This window comes from Enterobacter sp. 168J2 (assembly GCF_034107265.1).
Lineage (GTDB): Bacteria > Pseudomonadota > Gammaproteobacteria > Enterobacterales > Enterobacteriaceae > Enterobacter > Enterobacter nematophilus.
The window spans coordinates 49,493-67,869 of the sequence record NZ_JAWNEB010000013.1 but is presented as its reverse complement, the minus strand read 5'-3'; the positions used below and the strand labels follow the sequence as shown (position 1 = coordinate 67,869).

The 18,377-nt window shown below is 57.5% G+C and carries 17 protein-coding genes; 5 read left to right on the top strand and 12 right to left on the bottom strand.

The features are described 5' to 3' along the window. Positions 1-22: 22 nt before the first annotated feature. The 5 genes from ubiB to udp all read right to left on the bottom strand — a co-directional run bounded on the left by ubiB (position 23) and on the right by udp (position 5,459). Positions 23-1,663 carry a ubiquinone biosynthesis regulatory protein kinase UbiB gene (gene ubiB / locus USG84_RS21705; RefSeq protein WP_061096776.1) on the bottom strand — a complete coding sequence of 547 codons (1,641 nt, stop codon included), beginning with the start codon at positions 1,661-1,663 and terminating at the stop codon, positions 23-25. Continuing rightward, complete coding sequence (gene ubiJ / locus USG84_RS21700) at positions 1,660-2,265, bottom strand: ubiquinone biosynthesis protein UbiJ (RefSeq protein ID WP_028014778.1); 606 nt, start codon at positions 2,263-2,265, stop codon at positions 1,660-1,662. The genes ubiB and ubiJ overlap by 4 nt, the downstream gene beginning before the upstream one ends. A 13-nt stretch (positions 2,266-2,278) precedes the next feature. After that, positions 2,279-3,034: a bifunctional demethylmenaquinone methyltransferase/2-methoxy-6-polyprenyl-1,4-benzoquinol methylase UbiE gene (gene ubiE, locus USG84_RS21695; protein WP_028014779.1), complete on the bottom strand. Its 756-nt coding sequence runs from the start codon at positions 3,032-3,034 to the stop codon at positions 2,279-2,281. 66 nt (positions 3,035-3,100) lie between these two features. Continuing rightward, on the bottom strand, positions 3,101-4,558 hold the full coding sequence (gene rmuC / locus USG84_RS21690; protein ID WP_253543419.1) for a DNA recombination protein RmuC: 1,458 nt from the start codon (positions 4,556-4,558) through the stop codon (positions 3,101-3,103). Positions 4,559-4,697: 139 nt separating this feature from the next. Next, positions 4,698-5,459 (bottom strand): uridine phosphorylase, encoded by a 762-nt coding sequence (gene udp, locus USG84_RS21685; RefSeq protein ID WP_003860792.1) that lies wholly within the window; start codon positions 5,457-5,459, stop codon positions 4,698-4,700. A gap of 255 nt (positions 5,460-5,714) precedes the next feature. On the opposite strand from udp, the gene USG84_RS21680 reads away from it, so the two are divergent. Continuing rightward, positions 5,715-6,521, top strand: coding sequence for a dienelactone hydrolase family protein (locus USG84_RS21680; RefSeq protein WP_151413040.1), 807 nt, complete (start codon positions 5,715-5,717; stop codon positions 6,519-6,521). A gap of 43 nt (positions 6,522-6,564) precedes the next feature. Here USG84_RS21680 and metE read toward each other — a convergent pair whose 3' ends face one another. Beyond that, a complete protein-coding gene (gene metE, locus USG84_RS21675; protein ID WP_151413039.1) occupies positions 6,565-8,826 on the bottom strand; it encodes a 5-methyltetrahydropteroyltriglutamate--homocysteine S-methyltransferase in 2,262 nt (753 codons plus the stop codon). 115 nt (positions 8,827-8,941) lie between these two features. On the opposite strand from metE, the gene metR reads away from it, so the two are divergent. Further along, positions 8,942-9,895 (top strand): HTH-type transcriptional regulator MetR, encoded by a 954-nt coding sequence (gene metR, locus USG84_RS21670; RefSeq protein WP_061096772.1) that lies wholly within the window; start codon positions 8,942-8,944, stop codon positions 9,893-9,895. On the opposite strand, the gene USG84_RS21665 is transcribed toward metR, so the two are convergent. The 3 genes from USG84_RS21665 to pldB form a co-directional block, all read right to left on the bottom strand. Then, positions 9,783-10,682, bottom strand: a complete 900-nt coding sequence (locus USG84_RS21665; RefSeq protein WP_032644934.1) for a carboxylate/amino acid/amine transporter — start codon at positions 10,680-10,682, stop codon at positions 9,783-9,785. The genes metR and USG84_RS21665 overlap by 113 nt on opposite strands. An 82-nt stretch (positions 10,683-10,764) precedes the next feature. Continuing rightward, positions 10,765-11,565 carry a sugar/pyridoxal phosphate phosphatase YigL gene (gene yigL, locus USG84_RS21660; protein WP_151413038.1) on the bottom strand — a complete coding sequence of 267 codons (801 nt, stop codon included), beginning with the start codon at positions 11,563-11,565 and terminating at the stop codon, positions 10,765-10,767. Between the two features lie 25 nt (positions 11,566-11,590). Further along, positions 11,591-12,583 carry a lysophospholipase L2 gene (gene pldB, locus USG84_RS21655; protein ID WP_061096769.1) on the bottom strand — a complete coding sequence of 331 codons (993 nt, stop codon included), beginning with the start codon at positions 12,581-12,583 and terminating at the stop codon, positions 11,591-11,593. A gap of 111 nt (positions 12,584-12,694) precedes the next feature. Between pldB and rhtB the strand changes: the two genes are divergently transcribed. After that, a complete protein-coding gene (rhtB, locus tag USG84_RS21650; protein ID WP_151413037.1) occupies positions 12,695-13,315 on the top strand; it encodes a homoserine/homoserine lactone efflux protein in 621 nt (206 codons plus the stop codon). On the opposite strand, the gene rhtC is transcribed toward rhtB, so the two are convergent. The 3 genes from rhtC to pldA all read right to left on the bottom strand — a co-directional run bounded on the left by rhtC (position 13,312) and on the right by pldA (position 16,783). Further along, positions 13,312-13,932 (bottom strand): threonine export protein RhtC, encoded by a 621-nt coding sequence (gene rhtC / locus USG84_RS21645; protein ID WP_010426287.1) that lies wholly within the window; start codon positions 13,930-13,932, stop codon positions 13,312-13,314. The genes rhtB and rhtC overlap by 4 nt on opposite strands. 61 nt (positions 13,933-13,993) lie before the next feature. After that, the gene (gene recQ / locus USG84_RS21640; RefSeq protein ID WP_151413036.1) at positions 13,994-15,823 is read right to left on the bottom strand and encodes an ATP-dependent DNA helicase RecQ; all 1,830 of its coding nucleotides are present in this window, start codon (positions 15,821-15,823) and stop codon (positions 13,994-13,996) included. Between the two features lie 90 nt (positions 15,824-15,913). Beyond that, positions 15,914-16,783 carry a phospholipase A gene (gene pldA / locus USG84_RS21635; protein WP_151413035.1) on the bottom strand — a complete coding sequence of 290 codons (870 nt, stop codon included), beginning with the start codon at positions 16,781-16,783 and terminating at the stop codon, positions 15,914-15,916. Positions 16,784-16,945: 162 nt separating this feature from the next. Here pldA and yigI point away from each other — a divergent pair, with 162 nt between their 5' ends. Both yigI and rarD read left to right on the top strand, forming a co-directional pair. After that, positions 16,946-17,413, top strand: a complete 468-nt coding sequence (gene yigI / locus USG84_RS21630; protein WP_151413034.1) for an acyl-CoA thioesterase YigI — start codon at positions 16,946-16,948, stop codon at positions 17,411-17,413. Positions 17,414-17,464: 51 nt separating this feature from the next. Beyond that, on the top strand, positions 17,465-18,361 hold the full coding sequence (rarD, locus tag USG84_RS21625) for an EamA family transporter RarD (protein ID WP_061096766.1): 897 nt from the start codon (positions 17,465-17,467) through the stop codon (positions 18,359-18,361). The last annotated feature ends 16 nt before the right edge of the window (positions 18,362-18,377 follow it).

Genomic DNA, 18,377 nt, shown 5'->3' with positions numbered 1-18,377 from the left:
ACCCGTCGATGGCGACGCAAACTCAGCGCGTTTTTCTCCATCCTGCAAGCCAGACAACAGCCCCGCCAGCCATCAGCCAGGCGGGCATCATCTGCCAGTCAGGACGATTGATCAGCAGCAGCGTGCCGCTCAGCAGCAGCGTTGCGCCAATCCCAAAAAGATAGCGTGACTGTCCCTGACGCACACGGCTGGACTGAAGCTCGCGGGCGATTTTATCCATGCTGTGCTGAAGATTCTTGCTCTGACGCAAACTGTCGTAAACCAGTTCAGGAATTTCAGGCATTTTTTCTATCCAGAACGGGCCTTTCTCTTTCAGCGAGCGAACCAGCGCCGGAAGGCCAACCTGATCCTTAATCCAGGATTCGAGGAAAGGTTTAGCCGTCTTCCACAAGTCTAACTGAGGATAGAGTTGTCGACCTACACCTTCAACGTAAAGTAATGTTTTCTGGAGTAAAACTAACTGCGGCTGAACTTCCATATTAAAGCGGCGAGCCGTATTGAACAGGTTTAGCAGCACGTGGCCGAAGGAGATTTCTGCCAGCGGTTTTTCAAAAATCGGTTCGCAAACGGTCCGGATCGCAAACTCGAACTCTTCGACGTTGGTGTCCGGCGGAACCCAGCCGGAATCAACGTGCAGCTCGGCCACCTTGCGGTAGTCGCGGTTGAAGAACGCGATGAAGTTCTCGGCCAGATAACGTTTATCTTCTTTATTCAGCGAGCCCACAATCCCGCAGTCGATACCGATGTACTTCGGATCCTCAGGATGTTCGTAGCTCACGAAGATATTGCCCGGGTGCATGTCCGCGTGGAAAAAGCTGTCGCGGAATACCTGGGTAAAGAAGACCTGCACGCCACGCTCGGCCAGCAGCTTCATGTTCGTTCCCTGCTTCTCCAGCGCCACCACATCCGAAACCGGAATACCGTAGATGCGCTCCATGACCATCATGTTCTGGCTGCAATAGTCAGAATAGACTTCAGGCACATAAAGCATCGGGCTGTTTTCAAAGTTGCGGCGCAGCTGAATAGCGTTTGCCGATTCACGCAGCAGGTTAAGCTCGTCAATCAGCGTTTTTTCATACTCCCGCACCACTTCCATCGGACGCAGTCGGCGGCCATCTGGTAACAAACGCGGCACCCAACGGGCCAGACGATAAATCAGCTTCATGTCGGCTTTGATGATCGGCAGGATATCCGGGCGGATCACCTTGATCACCACCTCTTTACCGTTCTCTTTCAGACGCGCAGTGTGCACCTGAGCGATAGAAGCCGACGCCAGCGGCTGTATTTCGAAGTCGTCAAACCAGGTTTCAACGGGAAGGTTACCCATCGCCTCTTCGATCTGTTTTTTCGCTCTCACCCCATCAAACGGGGCGACACGGTCCTGAAGCATCGCCAACTCATCGGCAATGTGCGGAGGAAAGAGATCGCGGCGGGTTGAGAGCATCTGCCCGAACTTAATCCATACCGGGCCGAGCTCCTGCAGCGCCAGACGAAGGCGTTCACCCAGCGGCTGACCTTTATGGCGATTTGGCATCCAGAACAGCGTCCGCCGCCAGATCCTGAGCGGCAGCGTGATACGCATTTTGGGGATGAGCTCGTCGAGCCCGTAACTCAAAAAGGTGTGGATGATAAAATAGAGGCGCCGAATTTCACCAGGCGTCATTTGCCCTCCAGTTTTTCCAGCCGTTTGCTTAAGGCATCAACCGCACGTTCAACCGCGGCCGTTTCTTCTGCGAACCACGCCACTTCAAGTGGCCCTGGCGCCATGCGCCACTCTTCGGTCAGCACTTCTGCGGCATAACGCTGTTGGCGTTGCAGATTTTTGCGCAGGAACGCCGTGCCGCCATGAATAACTTTCCCGATCCCTTCAGCGGCGATGTCGCCAATAAAGGGCGCCAGCAGCTCTGCCGGGTCGAACTCAGCCAGATCGCTGAGCGCAACGAAGTTCTGCACGACCTGGATGTCGCCTTCCACTTCCAGCTCGCCGCTGCGGATAAGCGCCGTTAATTGCTGGCGATCGCGCAGTTTGGGCAGCACGCTCATATGGGTAATGACCGAGCAATCAGCTTCACCTTCCCACTCACCCAGAACGTCAAGCTGGCGTTCGCTGAAGACCAGCACGAGCGGCGTCGAGAACTCTTTTAACACAATGCGCAGTACCTTCCCGTTTAGCCGCTGACGTGCGGCTTTTAGCGCCGGAGCGCGATACAGGAAGGCATTCAGCACATTCTCGATGCCAGCGGTGACTAAGGGTTTAAAGGGCACGGGACACCTCCACTCAGAATTTGTAACCGCGATGCAGCGCGACGACACCCGCCGTCATGTTGAAGTATTCAACGTTCTCAAATTCCGCATCCTGCATCATGGCTTTTAAGGTGTCCTGATCCGGGTGCATGCGAATTGATTCCGCCAGATAGCGATAGCTTTCCGCGTCGTTTGCCACCAGTTCGCCAATACGCGGCAGCACGTGGAAGGAATAGGCGTCGTAGGCTTTGCTCAGCGGGTCGATAATCGGTTTAGAGAACTCGAGCACCAGCAGGCGTCCACCCGGCTTCAGCACGCGGTACATGGAGCGCAGCGCTTTTTCTTTATCGGTGACGTTACGCAGCCCGAAGGAAATAGTGATGCAGTCAAAGGTATTGTCCGGGAACGGCAGCGCTTCGGCGTTGGCCTGCACGTATTCCACGTTACCCACCACGCCGATGTTACGCAGCTTTTCGCGTCCCATTTTAAGCATGGAGTCATTAATATCAGCCAGTACAACGCGACCGGTTTCGCCCACCAGACGGGAGAATTTCGCCGTCAGATCGCCCGTACCGCCAGCCAGATCGAGAACCGTTTGTCCACGACGCACACCGCTGCAGTCGATGGTGAAGCGCTTCCACAAGCGATGAATGCCGAACGACATCAAGTCATTCATCACATCGTACTTCGCCGCCACGGAATGAAATACGTGGGCCACCATGTCAGCTTTCTGCGCTTTGGCTACAGTCTGAAAGCCAAAGTGCGTCGTGTCTTGTGAATCGTCAACCATCTCAGAGCCTGCTAATCAGTCAAATGTTCGTGAAGTGTAACAGATTGGGCGCAATTGCCCTACGATTCAACCACCGCGAAAGAAACGCGCTGGCTGTTCATCTGGCGATAAATCCGCCGCTAAATCGTTGTCCTGGCTGGGGGAATTTTGTTCATCCCTGCCCTCACGCAGCCGGAACTCTTCGTCCTGCGCTGTGGCCTGTTCGACCAATTCCGGATTAATCTCGCGTTTAACCTCCACCCCCAGGCTGCGGAATGCTTCAGCCTGCGCAAGCAGGTTGCCACGCCCCGAGGAGAGCTTTTTCATCGCCTGGCGGTAGTTATCCTGCGCACGATCCAGGCTTTGCCCAACGGAGGACATATCGTCCACGAACAGGCGCATTTTGTCGTACAGCTTGCTGGCGCGATCGGCAATTTGCTGGGCATTGCGGCTCTGGTGCTCATAGCGCCACAGGTTGGCAATGGTCCGCAAGGCCACTAACAACGTGGTGGGGCTGACTAGCATGATATTATTTTTCAGCGCTTCGGTGATCAGTTCGGGCTGTCTGTCGAGTGCCAGCAAAAACGCGGGTTCGACCGGGATAAACATCAGCACGTAGTCCAGCGAGCGCAGCCCCGGCAGCTGCTGATAATCCTTTCTGCCCAGCAGGCGAATATGGTTACGCACGGAAGCAATGTGCTCCTGCAGCGCCGATTCGCGCGTGTAGTCATCTTCGGCGTTGAAGTAGCGCTCATAGGCCACCAGCGTCATTTTGGCGTCAATGACCACATCTTTGCCCTGCGGTAGACGCACGATCACATCCGGCTGCATTCGCGAGCGGGCATCGTTTTCAATACTCACCTGCGTTTCGTATTCATACCCTTCCCGCAGGCCGGAGGCCTCCAGCACGCGGGTAAGTACCACTTCCCCCCAGTTACCCTGGGTTTTGTTATCGCCTTTCAGCGCCCGCGTCAGGTTGACCGCCTCCTGCGCCATCTGGGCATTCAGCTGCTGAAGATTGCGGATCTCATGCGCCAGCGTGTGGCGTTCGCGGGCTTCCTGTCCAAAGCTGTCCTGCACCTGACGGCGAAAGCCGTCCAGCTGTTCGCGCAGCGGCGTCAGCAGGCTGTTCAGGCTCTGGCGATTTTGCTCATCAACGCGGCGGTTGCTGTGCTCAAAAATTCGGTTGGCGAGGTTCTCAAACTGCTCGCTGAGGCGCTGCTCGCTGTTGATCATCTGGCGGATTTTGTCTTCGGCGTGCAGCTGGGTGGATTCAAGGCGGGTAGTCACTTCGCGAAGATCGGCCTCCAGCGAGGTGTTAATATCACGCAGGTTACGCAGTTCGTTATTGAGCAGTTCGCACTCGTCGCGCCAGTGATCGCTCAGCGCAAGCTGTTGTTTTGCCGCGCTAAGCTCGGCGACGATCTCTTCACGCTCCGCCAGCTGCTCGGCTTTCTGCTGAGCGTGCTGGTAGCTGGAAATCAGCCAGCCTATCCCCACGCCCGCCAGCGCAATCACCGCATAAATCAGGATTGAGATATCCACAATGCCCCCTGCATCAACGTATTGCCCGCACAAAATAAGATTGTGCTGTATAAACGTCCAGTTTGAAAGGGTTTTCCTGCGAGGCGCCACGCAAAAAATAAAGGCCGAACGCGTCGGCCTTTTATCTCAGCGAGGAGGACTAGATCAGGCGGCGGGCCGCTTCAACCACGATTTTCACCGCATGACTTTCGGTCTGCTTCATGGTTTCGGCGTTCGGGATCTCCTGCTGGGTACGGTTGACGATAACGCCCGCCACCATACCGGCACGCAGACCCTGGCTTGCGCACATGGTCAGCAGCGTTGCGGATTCCATCTCGTAGTTCATCACGCCCATGGATTGCCACTCTTCCATTGAGCCTTTGAAGCGGCTCACTACGCGGCCTGAGAAGGTGTCGTAGCGTTCCTGGCCTGGATAGAAGGTATCAGAGGAGGCCGTCACGCCCACGTGAGTGGTTGCGCCCACGGATTTCGCTGCTTCGACCAGCGCGGTGGTACATTCGAAATCAGCCACTGCCGGGAATTCCATTGGCGCAAAGTGCAGACTTGCGCCGTCCAGACGCACGGATGCGGTTGTCACCAGCACGTCGCCGACGTTGATGTGCGGCTGAATCGCGCCGGTGGTACCGATACGCAGGAAAGTACGAATGCCCAGCTGCGCCAGCTCTTCCACGGCGATAGAGGTAGACGGGCCACCGATACCGGTAGAGCACACAATCACCGCTTTGCCATCCAGCTCTGCGCGCCAGGTGGTGAATTCACGATGGGCAGCCAGCTTGACCGGCTTATCCATCAGCGCGGCGATCTTTTCCACACGCTCTGGATCGCCAGGGACGATAGCGAGCGTAGCCCCTTGTAAATCGTTTTTAGTGAGGCCGAGATGAAAAACATCAGACTTAGACATAGGTGACTCCTCTGTGGGTCGGTTAGTCAGAAGAAGTAAAACGGTACTTTACAGAAGCGGTAAGCATAATTTCGTGACACACCTCACCATGAATGAAAATGATTGCATTGAATTTCCATCAAAAAGTGATTCACATCACATTAACAAGTTATATCGTCGGGTGCTGCACAAAAGATAGACCGTTTAAGGCACTGTGAGTTGTTAACCTGGTGTCTATATTTACCTTTGCGCTAACTCATTGGTACGGAGAATGCCATGACTGAAAAAACCGGATTTGCACCTGCTGCGGCTCCGCATGCTTCAACCATCGTCTCAACCCCTGAAGAAGCCATTACGGCGGGCGAGACCTCCATCCCCTCTCAGGGGGAAAATATGCCTGCCTGGCACGCGCGACCAAAGTCAGCAGACGGCCCGCTGCCCATCGTGATTGTGGTTCAGGAGATTTTCGGCGTTCACGAACATATTCGCGATCTCTGCCGCCGCCTGGCCCTTGAAGGATATCTGGCCGTTGCGCCAGAGCTCTACTTCCGTCAGGGCGATCCGAACGATTACAGCGATATCCCGACGCTGTTCAGCAACCTGGTCAGCAAAGTGCCGGACGCGCAGGTGCTGGCAGACCTCGACCACGTCGCCAGCTGGGCGGCGCGCAACGGCGGCGACCCGCACCGCTTAATGGTCACCGGTTTCTGCTGGGGTGGACGCATTATCTGGCTGTATGCCGCGCATAACCCGCAGCTGAAAGCCGCCGTTGCCTGGTACGGCAAACTGGTGGGTGAAAAGACGCTGAACTCACCGAAACATCCGGTTGATATCGCTACCGATCTCAATGCCCCGGTGTTAGGGCTATATGGCGGTCAGGATACCGGCATCCCGCTTGATACCGTCGAGACCATGCGTCATGCGCTACGCGCGGCGAATGCAAAGGCGGAGATTGTAGTGTATCCGGATGCCGGGCACGCGTTTAACGCCGATTATCGTCCGAGCTATCACGCGGAATCCGCGAAAGATGGCTGGCAGAGAATGCTGGCGTGGTTTAGCCAGTACGGCGGGAAAAAAGCGTAAAAAAAGCCCGGTGGCGGCTACGCCTTACCGGGCCTGCGCGTTATCAAGCCTGACGCAAATTCTGCGCCGCCTTCACCATGTTGGCGAGCGCCGCACGCGTCTCCGGCCAGCCGCGGGTTTTCAGCCCGCAGTCCGGGTTCACCCACAGGCGTTGCGCCGGAATGCGCTGAGCGGCTTTTTTCAGCAGCGCCTCAATCCACTCCACGCTCGGGACGTTCGGCGAGTGAATGTCGTACACGCCCGGTCCGATTTCGTTCGGATAGTCGAACTCTTCAAACGACTCCAGCAGCTCCATGTCTGAACGCGAGGTCTCGATGGTGATGACGTCAGCATCCAGCGCGGCAATCGAATCCATGATGTCGTTAAATTCGCAGTAGCACATGTGGGTGTGGATCTGGGTGTCGTCCTTCGCCACCGCGGCGTTGATGCGGAACGCTTCCACGCCCCACTGCAGGTAGGCATCCCAGCCGCTGCGGCGCAGCGGCAAACCTTCGCGCAGCGCCGGTTCGTCAATCTGGATGATGCCAATCCCCGCCGCTTCCAGATCCGCCACTTCATCACGCAGCGCCAGCGCAATCTGTTTGGCAATGGTTTCGCGGGTCACGTCTTCGCGCGGGAACGACCAGCAAAGAATGGTCACCGGGCCGGTCAGCATGCCTTTTACCGGCTTGTCGGTCAGGGACTGGGCGTACTTCGCCCACTCAACCGTGATCGGTTCCGGACGGCTGACGTCACCGATGACCACCGGCGGCTTCACGCAGCGGGAGCCGTAGCTTTGCACCCAGCCGTTCTGGGTAAAGACGAAGCCGTCCAGGTGTTCACCGAAGTATTCCACCATGTCGTTACGCTCGGCTTCGCCGTGCACCAGCACGTCCAGCCCCAGGCGCTCCTGCTCGATAATCGCCTGCTTGATGTGTTCCGCGATGCCGGTGCGGTAGTGGTTCGCATCCAGGTTGCCCTTTTTGAAGTCCAGACGCAGGCCGCGGATCTCCGTCGTCTGCGGGAAGGAGCCGATCGTCGTGGTCGGCCATGCGGGAAGGTTGAAGCGGGCGCGCTGGGCTTCGGCACGTACCTCGTACGGGCTCTGGCGCTGGCTGTCCTGGGCGGTGATGGCCGCCAGACGTTTTTCTACCGCCGGGTTGTGCACGCGTGCCGAGTGACGGCGCGCCTGAATCGGTGCGCTCCAGTCGGTAATCGCCGCCGTATCGCCGCTGTTCAGCGCGTCGCGCAGCAGCGCCAGCTCTTCACATTTTTGCAGGGCGAAAGCAAACCAGCTTTTCACTTCAGGGTCGAGACGGGTCTCCACGCTCAGATCGATCGGACTGTGCAGCAGCGAGCAGGATGATGCCACCCATAGCTCGCGTTTACCGACGATGTCTTTAACTTGCGCGTATTTCTCGGTCAGATCGGCGCGCCAGACGTTACGGCCGTTAACCAGACCGGCGGAGAGCAGCCACTCTGCGGGCAGCCGCTTGTGCAGTTCCGCCACATCGTCTTTACCGTGAACCAGGTCAACGTGCAGGCCTTGAACCGGCAGCGCGGTAATGGTCTTCAGGTTGGGCGTCACGCCTTCAAAATAGGTGGTCAGCAGCAGCTTTACCTGTCCGGCGAGCGCGTCATACGCCGGTTTGAAGGCATCGAGCCACGCCTGCGGCAGCTCCAGCACCAGCGCCGGTTCGTCGATTTGCACCCACTGAATGCCGCGCTTGCCCAGCTCAATCAACACCTGCTTATAGACCGGCAGAATCTCGTTCAGCAGGCTGAGGCGGTCAAACTGTTCGCCCTTCACTTTACCCAGCCACAGGTAGGTTACCGGCCCCAGCAATACGGGCTTCACCTGGTGGCCCAGCGCCAGCGCTTCATCCACTTCGTCCAGAAGCTGCGTCCAGGTCAGCTTAAACTGCTGACCTTTGACGAACTCCGGCACCATATAGTGATAGTTGGTGTTAAACCACTTGGTCATTTCCGCCGCTGCCGCTGGCTCACCCGTTGGTGCGCGGCCGCGGCCGATGCGAAACAGGGTATCAATATCCACCGATCCATCTTTGTTCTGATGACGAGCCGGCACGTTGCCCAGCAGCAGGCTGGTCGTCAGAACATGGTCGTACCAGGCGAAATCGCCCACCGGCAGCAGGTCAATACCCGCCTGTTTTTGCTGATCCCAGTGACGGGCGCGCAGCTCCCGCCCCACCGCCAGCAGTTCTTCACGGGAGGCGTTGCCCGCCCAGTAGCTTTCTTGCGCTTTTTTCAGCTCGCGGCGCAGGCCAACGCGAGGAAAACCGAGAGTGTGATTGCGGATTGTCATGGTATGCCCCTTGTGAAATTCGTTATTTAGACGTCCAGATGTTTACACATCTATAATTGGCAGGTACTGTATATTCCTCAAGCGCAAAATGTTCATGGCGGAGTGAAGGACTTTCATGATCGAGATTAAACACCTGAAAACGCTACAAGCGTTGCGGAACTGCGGTTCGCTCGCGGCGGCTGCGGCCACGCTGCACCAGACCCAGTCCGCCCTTTCTCACCAGTTCAGCGATCTGGAACAACGCCTCGGATTTCGTCTTTTTGTGCGTAAGAGCCAGCCTCTGCGCTTTACGCCGCAGGGTGAAATTCTTCTTCAACTGGCGAATCAGGTACTGCCGCAGATCGCCAGCGCGCTGCAGGCGTGTAACGAACCGCAGCAGACCAAACTGCGGATCGCCATTGAGTGCCACAGCTGTATCCAGTGGCTGACCCCCGCGCTTGAGAACTTTCGCCAGAAGTGGCCGCAGGTGGAGATGGACTTTAAATCCGGCGTGACGTTCGACCCGCAGCCCTCGCTCCAGCAGGGCGAGCTGGATCTGGTGATGACGTCCGACATCCTGCCGCGCAGCGGCCTGCACTATTCGCCGATGTTCGATTATGAAGTGCGCCTGGTGCTGGCGCCGGACCATCCGCTGGCGGCCAAAACGCGCATCACGCCAGAGGATCTGGCAACGGAAACATTGCTGATTTACCCGGTTCAGCGCAGTCGTCTGGATATCTGGCGCCACTTCCTGCAGCCTGCAGGCATTAGCCCACAGCTGAAAAGCGTGGACAACACCCTGCTGTTGATTCAGATGGTGGCAGCCAGCATGGGTATCGCGGCGCTGCCGCACTGGGTGGTGGAGAGTTTTGAACGCCAGGGTCTGGTGGTCACCAAAACCCTGGGGGAAGGACTGTGGAGCCGGCTGTACGCCGCCGTGCGCGACGGCGAGCAGCGTCAGCCGGTTACGGAGGCGTTTATTCGCTCAGCGCGGAACCACGCGTGCGACCATCTTCCGTTTGTGCGGAGCGCGGAGCGACCCAGCGGCGATGGACCCACAGTGAAGCCAGGATCACCGCTCCCCCAATAAGGAAGCTCGGCCAGTGCGGCTGTTCCTGCCAGATGGCGAGGTTCACCAGCAGCCCCGCCGGCACGTGCACGTTGTTCATGATCCCCAGCGTACCGGCGTCTACCTGCGTAGCGCCGTAGTTCCACATAAAGTACCCCAGCCCCGATGCCACCACGCCCAGCCAGACCAGAACGCTCCACTGCACGGTGGTGGTCGGCAGCTTTTGCGGGTTGCCGAGCATAAACCACGCGGCCACCGCGACTATCGCCGCGCCCATATAGAACCACGCAAACGCGTTGTGCTGCGGCATCGGGCGGGTTTCCATCAGGCGCTTGTAGCCCACCATACCGATGGCAAAGCTGATGTTGGCGAGCTGGACGAACATCAGCCCGGTCCAGAAGTGATCGCTTACTTTGTCATAGCGAATAATCGCCGCACCAATCACCGCCAGCGCGGCGCTCAGCAGGTATCCCCAGCGCAGACGGCGCCTGCTGAGCAGGTCGTAAATCAGCGTGATATAGAGCGGCGTCAGCACGGTAAAGAGCAGGAATTCGGAGACGGACAGGTAGACGTAAGCCCGGAAGCTGAACAGATACATGATGCCAAGCTGCATCGCGCCCACCAGCATGTAAAGCAGAATGGTTTTCAGCGATTGTCCGCGCGTGCGCAGGAACGGCAGGAACACCAGCGCCGCCAGCCCCACGCGCATCAGCACCGAGAAGTAGCTGTCGACCGAACCGGCAAGGTATTCGCCAATCAGGCTAAAGGAGAAGGCCCACAGGATAGTGGTGATAATGAGTAGCGCCACAATGCTTGTCTCTCAGAATGAAGGACAGGCATTGTAGCGAACTCTTTAGTTGACAACTGAGCAATAAATAACCGAATGAAGATTATTCAAGAAACAGCTTGCGCAGGTATTTCGGTACCGCGTTGTCTGCGTTGGTGCCGATGACTTCCAGCTCCGGGTGCAGATCCTTCAGGCGCTGGTGCGCGTTCTGCATAATGCAGCCCTTACCCGCCATAGAAAGCATTTCCGCATCGTTCATGCCGTCACCGAAGGCGATGCAGTCTTTCAGCTCGAAGCCCAAACGTTTCGCAACCGCTTCCAGCGCGTGACCTTTAGAAACGCCGCCCGCCATCACTTCCAGACAGGTCAGGGTGGAGAAGCTCACGTTGACGCGATCGCCCCAGCGGGCGTTGATCGCCTGCTCCAGCGGCAGCAGCTCTTCGTGGCTGTCGCAGGTGAAGAACACCTTGCTGATCCCCTCTGGATCCAGCAGGCCCGGCTCATACAGGGAGTAGTTGAATACCGCTTCCCTGAAGAAACGCATTTCATCCGGGCGGTGGCGGTTCATGAACCATTCGTCGTCGCGGTATACGTTAGTGACGATAGCCGGGTTGTTATGCACCACGCCGAAGAGATCGGCGGCAATATCGCGATCCAGGTTATGGGTGAAGATCAGGTTGCCGTCGGTATCATGCACGCGCGCACCGTTGGAGGTGATCATGTACGACTTGATCTCCAGATTATCGCGGATCTGCCCCACGTCCACGTGGTGGCGGCCGGTGGCGAACACAAAGTTCACGCCACGGGCGGTCAGAAGCTTTAAGGTCTCTTTCGCGTAAGGCGACAGGGTGTGGTCGGGGGAAAGCAGCGTGCCATCTAAATCAGATGCAACAACCTGGTACATAGGAAAATTTAACCTCAATAGAAAATCAGTTATGCCGGTCGAAAAACTCGACGATGGCGTTGAGCGCGACTGAGCGCATAGCGTCCTTTTCAAAAAGGATCTCATGGTACGCGCCGTTGATGACCAGCGGTTTACCCCCTTCACAAGGGTGACCGGCGGCAGCGCGCAGTTCACAATAGCGGTCATGCATGCGGTTATCCACCACACGCTCTTCTTCCGCCTGAATCAAAAGCGTCGGCGTGTCATCATCGCCTACGCCCGCCAGCACCTGCTCACCGGCCAGAATACCCTCACGCACCCAGTGCCAGGTCGGGCCGCCGACGCGCAGGCGCGGTTCATCGGCATAAAAGCGCAGGTTGCGGCGATAGCGCTGCCGACTGTGGGTTAAGACGTTGATGGCGAACGGCAATGCGCGCCAGCGTCCGGTTCCGATGGCATAGCCTTCACGAATGCGCTGATGGCCCTCAGCCCAGTCGAGAAGATGGCGCACCATCCAGTCGGGAAAACGAATGACAATCCCATACATCGGCGCGGTGAGCGCAATGGCGTCGCACTGGTGCTCGTACCGCTGCAAAAACAGCGTCGAAATGGCGCCGCCCATGGAGTGCGCAAGGATATACCGCTTGCGCCAGGGGCCGGGCTGAACTTCCTGCTGCCAGAACGCGGCAAAATCGTCGACGTAATCGCTGAAGTTATCCACGTGCCCACGGTGCGTATCCGGCAGCATGCGCCCGGACAGCCCCTGCCCACGGTGGTCGATGATCAGCACGTCAAAACCCATGTTGACCAGATCGTAGGCCAGTTCGGCATATTTAACGTAGCTTTCGATACGGCCGGGGCAGACCACGATCGCCCGGTCATTTTTTTCATTGCGGAAGCGAACGAAGCGCACCGGGATGCCCCCGACGCCCGTAAACTCGTCTTCCTCACGCTGCCGCCAGAAATCGGTCAGCGGCCCCATAGAGAAAGCAGCAAATGCGTTTTCTCGTGTTTCCCAGTCCTTTTTCTGCTGAAACATTGGGTTTCCACTCACGTAATCCAGGGAATATCGTTTTTTTTCGTCACTGGTCACAAAATGACTCAACAATAGCGTATTGTGGCATAAAAATAGACGGTTCGGGAGTTTCAAATGACCTTCGAGTGGTGGTTCGCCTACCTGCTGACATCCATCATCCTCAGCCTTTCGCCCGGCTCTGGCGCCATTAACACGATGACCACCTCCATCAACCACGGCTATCGCGGTGCGGCGGCGTCGATTGCCGGTTTGCAAACCGGGCTCGGCATTCACATTGTGCTGGTGGGGATTGGTCTGGGAACGCTGTTCTCCCGCTCCGTGCTGGCCTTTGAGGTGCTGAAATGGGCCGGGGCAGCGTATCTGATTTGGCTCGGTATCCAGCAGTGGCGCGCGGCAGGCTCGATTGACCTGAATACCCTCTCCCGGACGCAAACGCGCGGCCACCTGTTTAAGCGCGCGGTGTTCGTGAACCTGACCAACCCGAAAAGCATTGTGTTCCTCGCCGCGCTGTTCCCGCAGTTTATCGTGCCGCATCAGCCCCAGGTGATGCAGTACGTGGTGCTGGGCGCAACCACGATCGTTGTCGATATCATCGTGATGATTGGTTATGCGACGCTGGCGCAGCGGATAGCGGCGTGGATTAAAGGGCCTAAGCAGATGAAGGCCCTGAACAAAGTCTTTGGCTCGCTGTTTATGCTGGTTGGCGCGCTGCTTGCGTCAGCGCGTCATGCTTAGCGAGAAATGATGAGATGAATGCCGAACCCAGCGAACAGCGCGCCGGCGAAGCCGTCGATCCACTTCGCGATGCGCTGATAGCCGCGGCGCATCGCCGGTAAGGCAAACAGGCTGGCCACGATGGTAAACCAGGCAAAGGTTTCAACGACGATCAGCAGGAAGATGCCCCAGCGCGCGCCCGCGCCGACGCTGTCACCCACAAACAGCGAGAACACGGAGCCGAAATAGATAATCGCTTTCGGGTTCGCCAGGTTGGTCAGCAGCCCTTTTACAAAGCTGCGGCCGCCCGTTGCCAGCTCGACTTTTGGCTCTTCCGGTTTTTTCTCTTCTTTCTTCAGCGCCCCGCGCAGCATCTGGTAGCCCATCCAGCACAGGTACAGCCCGCCGCCGACCATAATGATGTTATGCAGCCAGGCCATCTTCGCCAGGATCAGGTTCAGACCGAGCAGCGCGACCGCCGCCCAGACCATAACGCCCATGGTAATACCGAGCACGCCCATCATCGCCTCTTTTCGGGAGCGGCTGACGGCGGTTTGCGACACGAAAAAAAAGTCAGGTCCCGGGCTCATCAGCGCAACGATGTGCACTAACGCCACGGTGAGAAATAGCATTAACATAATTAGCTCGCGGGGAAATAATTCAGTGAGTCATCATCCTGGCACTTTTTCGCCCGGCTGACTACTCCTCATCATCACCATCAACGTGGGAACGGATGAGCGCCATAAACTCTTTCCCGAAGCGCTCCAGCTTGCGGGTGCCGACGCCGTTGACGCTGAGCATTTCGCTGGCGCTGAGCGGCATCTGTTCCGCCATCTCAATCAGCGTCGCGTCGTTGAACACCACGTACGGCGGAATGTTTTCTTCGTCGGCAATGGCCTTACGCAGCTTGCGCAGTTTGGCGAACAGCTTGCGGTCGTAGTTGCAGCCGTAGGATTTCTGCATCACGCGCGGCTTGAGGGCGACCACGCGCGGCACGGCGAGCCTGAGCTCAACGTCACCGCGCAGCACCGGACGCGCCGCTTCGGTCAGCTGTAGCGCAGAGTGCTGGGCAATGTTCTGCGTAGCAAAGCCGAGGTGGATCAGTTGGCGAATAATGCTGACCCAGTGCTCGTGGCTCTGGTCTTTACCGATGCCGTAAACCGGCAGCTTGTCGTGGCCCATGTCGCGGATACGCTGGTTATTGGCACCGCGCAGCACTTCCACCACGTAGCCCATCCCGAAGCGTTGGTTCACGCGGTAAATGGTCGAGAGCGCTTTGCGCGCGTCCATCAGGCCATCGTACTGCTTTGGCGGATCGAGGCAGATATCGCAGTTGCCGCACGGCTCCTGTCGCCCTTCACCAAAGTAGTTGAGCAGCACCAGACGGCGGCAGGTTTGCGCTTCCGCGAAGGCGCCCATCGCGTTGAGCTTGTGACGTTCGATGTCCTGGAGCTGTCCCTGCGGTTTCTCTTCCAGACAGCGGCGCAGCCACGCCATATCCGCCGGATCGTAAAACAGCATCGCCTCCGCCGGCAGGCCGTCACGCCCGGCGCGGCCGGTTTCCTGATAGTAGGATTCGATATTGCGCGGAATGTCGAAGTGCACCACAAAGCGCACGTTCGGCTTGTTGATGCCCATCCCGAACGCCACCGTCGCGACGACGATTTGCAGGTCATCGCGCTGGAATTTCTCCTGCACGTCGGCGCGGATGTGGTTCTCTAACCCGGCGTGATACGCGGCGGCGCTAAAGCCGCGGTTTTGCAGACGCGCGGCGGTGTCTTCCACCTTCGCACGGCTGTTGCAGTAGATAATGCCGGACTTGCCGCGCTGCTCCTGGACGTAGCGCAGGAGCTGATCCAGCGGCTTGAATTTTTCCATCAGCATGTAGCGGATGTTGGGGCGGTCGAAGCTGCTGACCTGAATATACGGGTCGTTCAGCCCCAGCAGGCGGACAATGTCCAGACGCGTGGTGTCGTCCGCCGTGGCAGTAAGCGCCATAAACGGCAGTTCGGGGAAGCGCTGACGCAGCTGGCCGAGGGCGGCGTATTCCGGGCGGAAATCGTGTCCCCACTGGGAGATACAGTGCGCTTCATCCACCGCCAGCAGGACCGGGTTCCAGTGCGCCAGGTGATCGAGGAAATTATCCAGCATCAGGCGCTCTGGCGCGATATACAGCAGGCGTATCTGCCCGGTGCGGCACCCGGCCATCACCTCTTGCTGCTGCTCGCGGGTTTGCGTCGAGTTCAGGCACGCCGCCGCCACGCCGTTGGCGAGCAACTGGTCCACCTGGTCTTTCATCAGAGAAATGAGAGGCGATACCACGACCGTCAGGCCGTTCAGCACCAGCGCGGGCACCTGATAGCAGAGGGATTTCCCGCCGCCGGTCGGCATCACCACCAGACAGTCGCGGCCTTCCAGCACGGTTTCAATGATGGTTTCCTGGCCGGGGCGGAACTGCTGGTAGCCAAAGGTTTCATGCAAAACCTGCTTAGCCAGCGACTCCTGATTCAATACTTCCGCCTGCGCCACGTTAACCCCATTTGCGAAAAATAAAACAGGCGCTATTTTCAGCGCCTGAGAGAGAAACTTCAACGTTTAACGCAAAAACATTCGAGCGGCTTAGAGAATATCGTTCAGCATTACACCTACGCCAACGCGAGTCTGGTTGAAGTTGTAGTCGATCAGCGACTCGCCGTAGCCGCTATACACCTGGGTATAGAGACGCACGTGCTTCGTCACCGGGTAGCTTAAGCCCACCTCAGCACCTCCGTAGCCCGTGTTCCAGTTGTACTGGCCTTTCGCGCTCAGCACGGCTTCGCCTAACTGGTAGCCGACCTTGAGCTGGTAGTAGCCCATATATTTGGTGATGTCCGGGTTATCATCCGTGCTGCCGACTACGTACCACGGCTTCACTTCCACCATCCAGTTGCCGTTCTGCGCCATCAGGCGCGTATAGGCACGGTTCCAGCTGCGTGAAGTGGGGTCGGACCGGCCGTTAGAGTCATGATTAAAACCGACCTCAACGTCACGCAGCGTCCAGCCAGCGAATTCATAATCCGTTGCGAAGCCGAGGAAAAGCTGCGGCTCATAGTTGGTTTCACGGAACGGTGAAGATTCGCCGCTGTTAGAGAGCTGCCACCAGGATTTCTGCGTGTAAGAGGCACCGAGCACCGAGTTCGGCCCCAGAATACCGCGCCAGAACGGGAACGCGAGGCTAAGCTGGAACTTCACTTCATCCTTACGCGCATTGTCAGACCAGTTATAGGAGCTTATCGCCTCTTTGTTGAGATCGCTGGTTTGGGTATAAATCACGTAGTTCGTGTCATACGGGTAGAGCGTGAACGGGTTGTCGTGCTCCTGCAGCATGTTGGCGATAATGCTGCCCTTAACGGCAGGCTTATCATGGACTTCTTTAATCGTCGCTTCCTGCGCATATGCTGTGAGGGGCAGCGCAACCGCCGCCAGTAACCAGGCCAGATACGTCCGCATCGGTGGTGTTCTCCTGCAAAGAGTAAAATTACCTGAATAGTTATGAGGCGAACATTCTACAGACTTCTGCGATAACTGCTGCATCCTCGTTTCTGAAAGTGGAATTCCTTATTGCTGAGGCATAAAATCAACATTTCATTAACAATAAGGATGTGATGCCTCATGTCAGCCATGCTTTCCGCCGAAGAAGTGTTAAAACTCGTGGGCGAGATTTTTGTTTACCATATGCCGTTTAACCGTGCGCTGGGACTGGAGCTGGAGCGTTACGAGAAAGAGTTTGCCCAGCTGAGCTTCAACAACCAGCCGATGATGGTGGGTAACTGGGCGCAAAGTATTTTGCACGGCGGGGTGATTGCCTCCGCGCTGGACGTGGCGGCAGGCCTGGTCTGCGTGGGCAGTACGCTGACTCGCCATGACACCATAAATGAAGACGAACTCCGCCAGCGCCTGGCGCGCATGGGCACCATTGATTTACGCGTCGACTATCTTCGCCCGGGGCGCGGAAACCGCTTTACCTGCACCAGCAGCCTGCTGCGCGCCGGGAATAAAGTTGCCGTTGCCCGCGTTGAGCTGCATAACGAAGAACAGGTTTATATCGCCAGCGCAACCGCCACTTATATGGTGGGTTGAAGCGGCAAAATCGGGTAAAATTGATTCACTTTTTTGTAACGGATTTTCCCGATGGATGCTAAACAGACGCGGCAGGGCGTTTTACTCGCCCTTGCCGCTTATTTTATTTGGGGTATCGCGCCGGCGTACTTCAAATTTATCGCCTATGTACCGGCCGACGAGATCCTCACTCACCGCGTCATCTGGTCGTTCTTCTTCATGATCGCGCTGATGAGCCTCAGCCGTCAGTGGTCCGGCGTTAAAACGCTGCTGCAAACCCCGAAAAAGGTCTTCCTGCTGGCGCTTTCTGCGGTGCTGATCGGCGGCAACTGGCTGCTGTTTATCTGGGCGGTGAATAACCACCACATGCTCGAAGCGAGCCTGGGGTACTTCATTAACCCGCTGGTGAATATCGTGCTGGGGATGATTTTCCTCGGCGAACGCTTCCGCCGGATGCAGTGGGTGGCGGTGATTCTGGCCTTCTGCGGCGTGCTGGTGCAGCTGTGGACGTTTGGCTCGCTGCCGGTTATCGCCCTCGGTCTGGCGTTCAGCTTTGCTTTTTACGGCCTGGTACGTAAGAAAATTGCGGTGGAAGCCCAAACCGGGATGCTGTTTGAAACCCTGTGGCTGCTGCCGGTGGCGGCGGTCTATCTGTTCGGTATCGCCGACAGCGCCACCAGCCATATGGGCAGCAACCCGTGGTCGCTGAACCTGATGCTGATGGCGGCGGGCGTAGTGACCACCATTCCGCTGCTGTGCTTCACCGGTGCGGCAACGCGCCTGCGCCTCTCCACGCTGGGCTTTTTCCAGTACATTGGCCCAACGCTGATGTTCCTGCTGGCAGTGGTGTTTTACGGCGAAGTGCCGGGTGCGGATAAGATGGTAACCTTCGCCTTTATCTGGGTGGCGCTGGCGATTTTCGTCGCCGATGCGATTTATACCCAGCGCAGAACCCGCAGAGGAATGTAGGTGTTTTGTAGGGCGG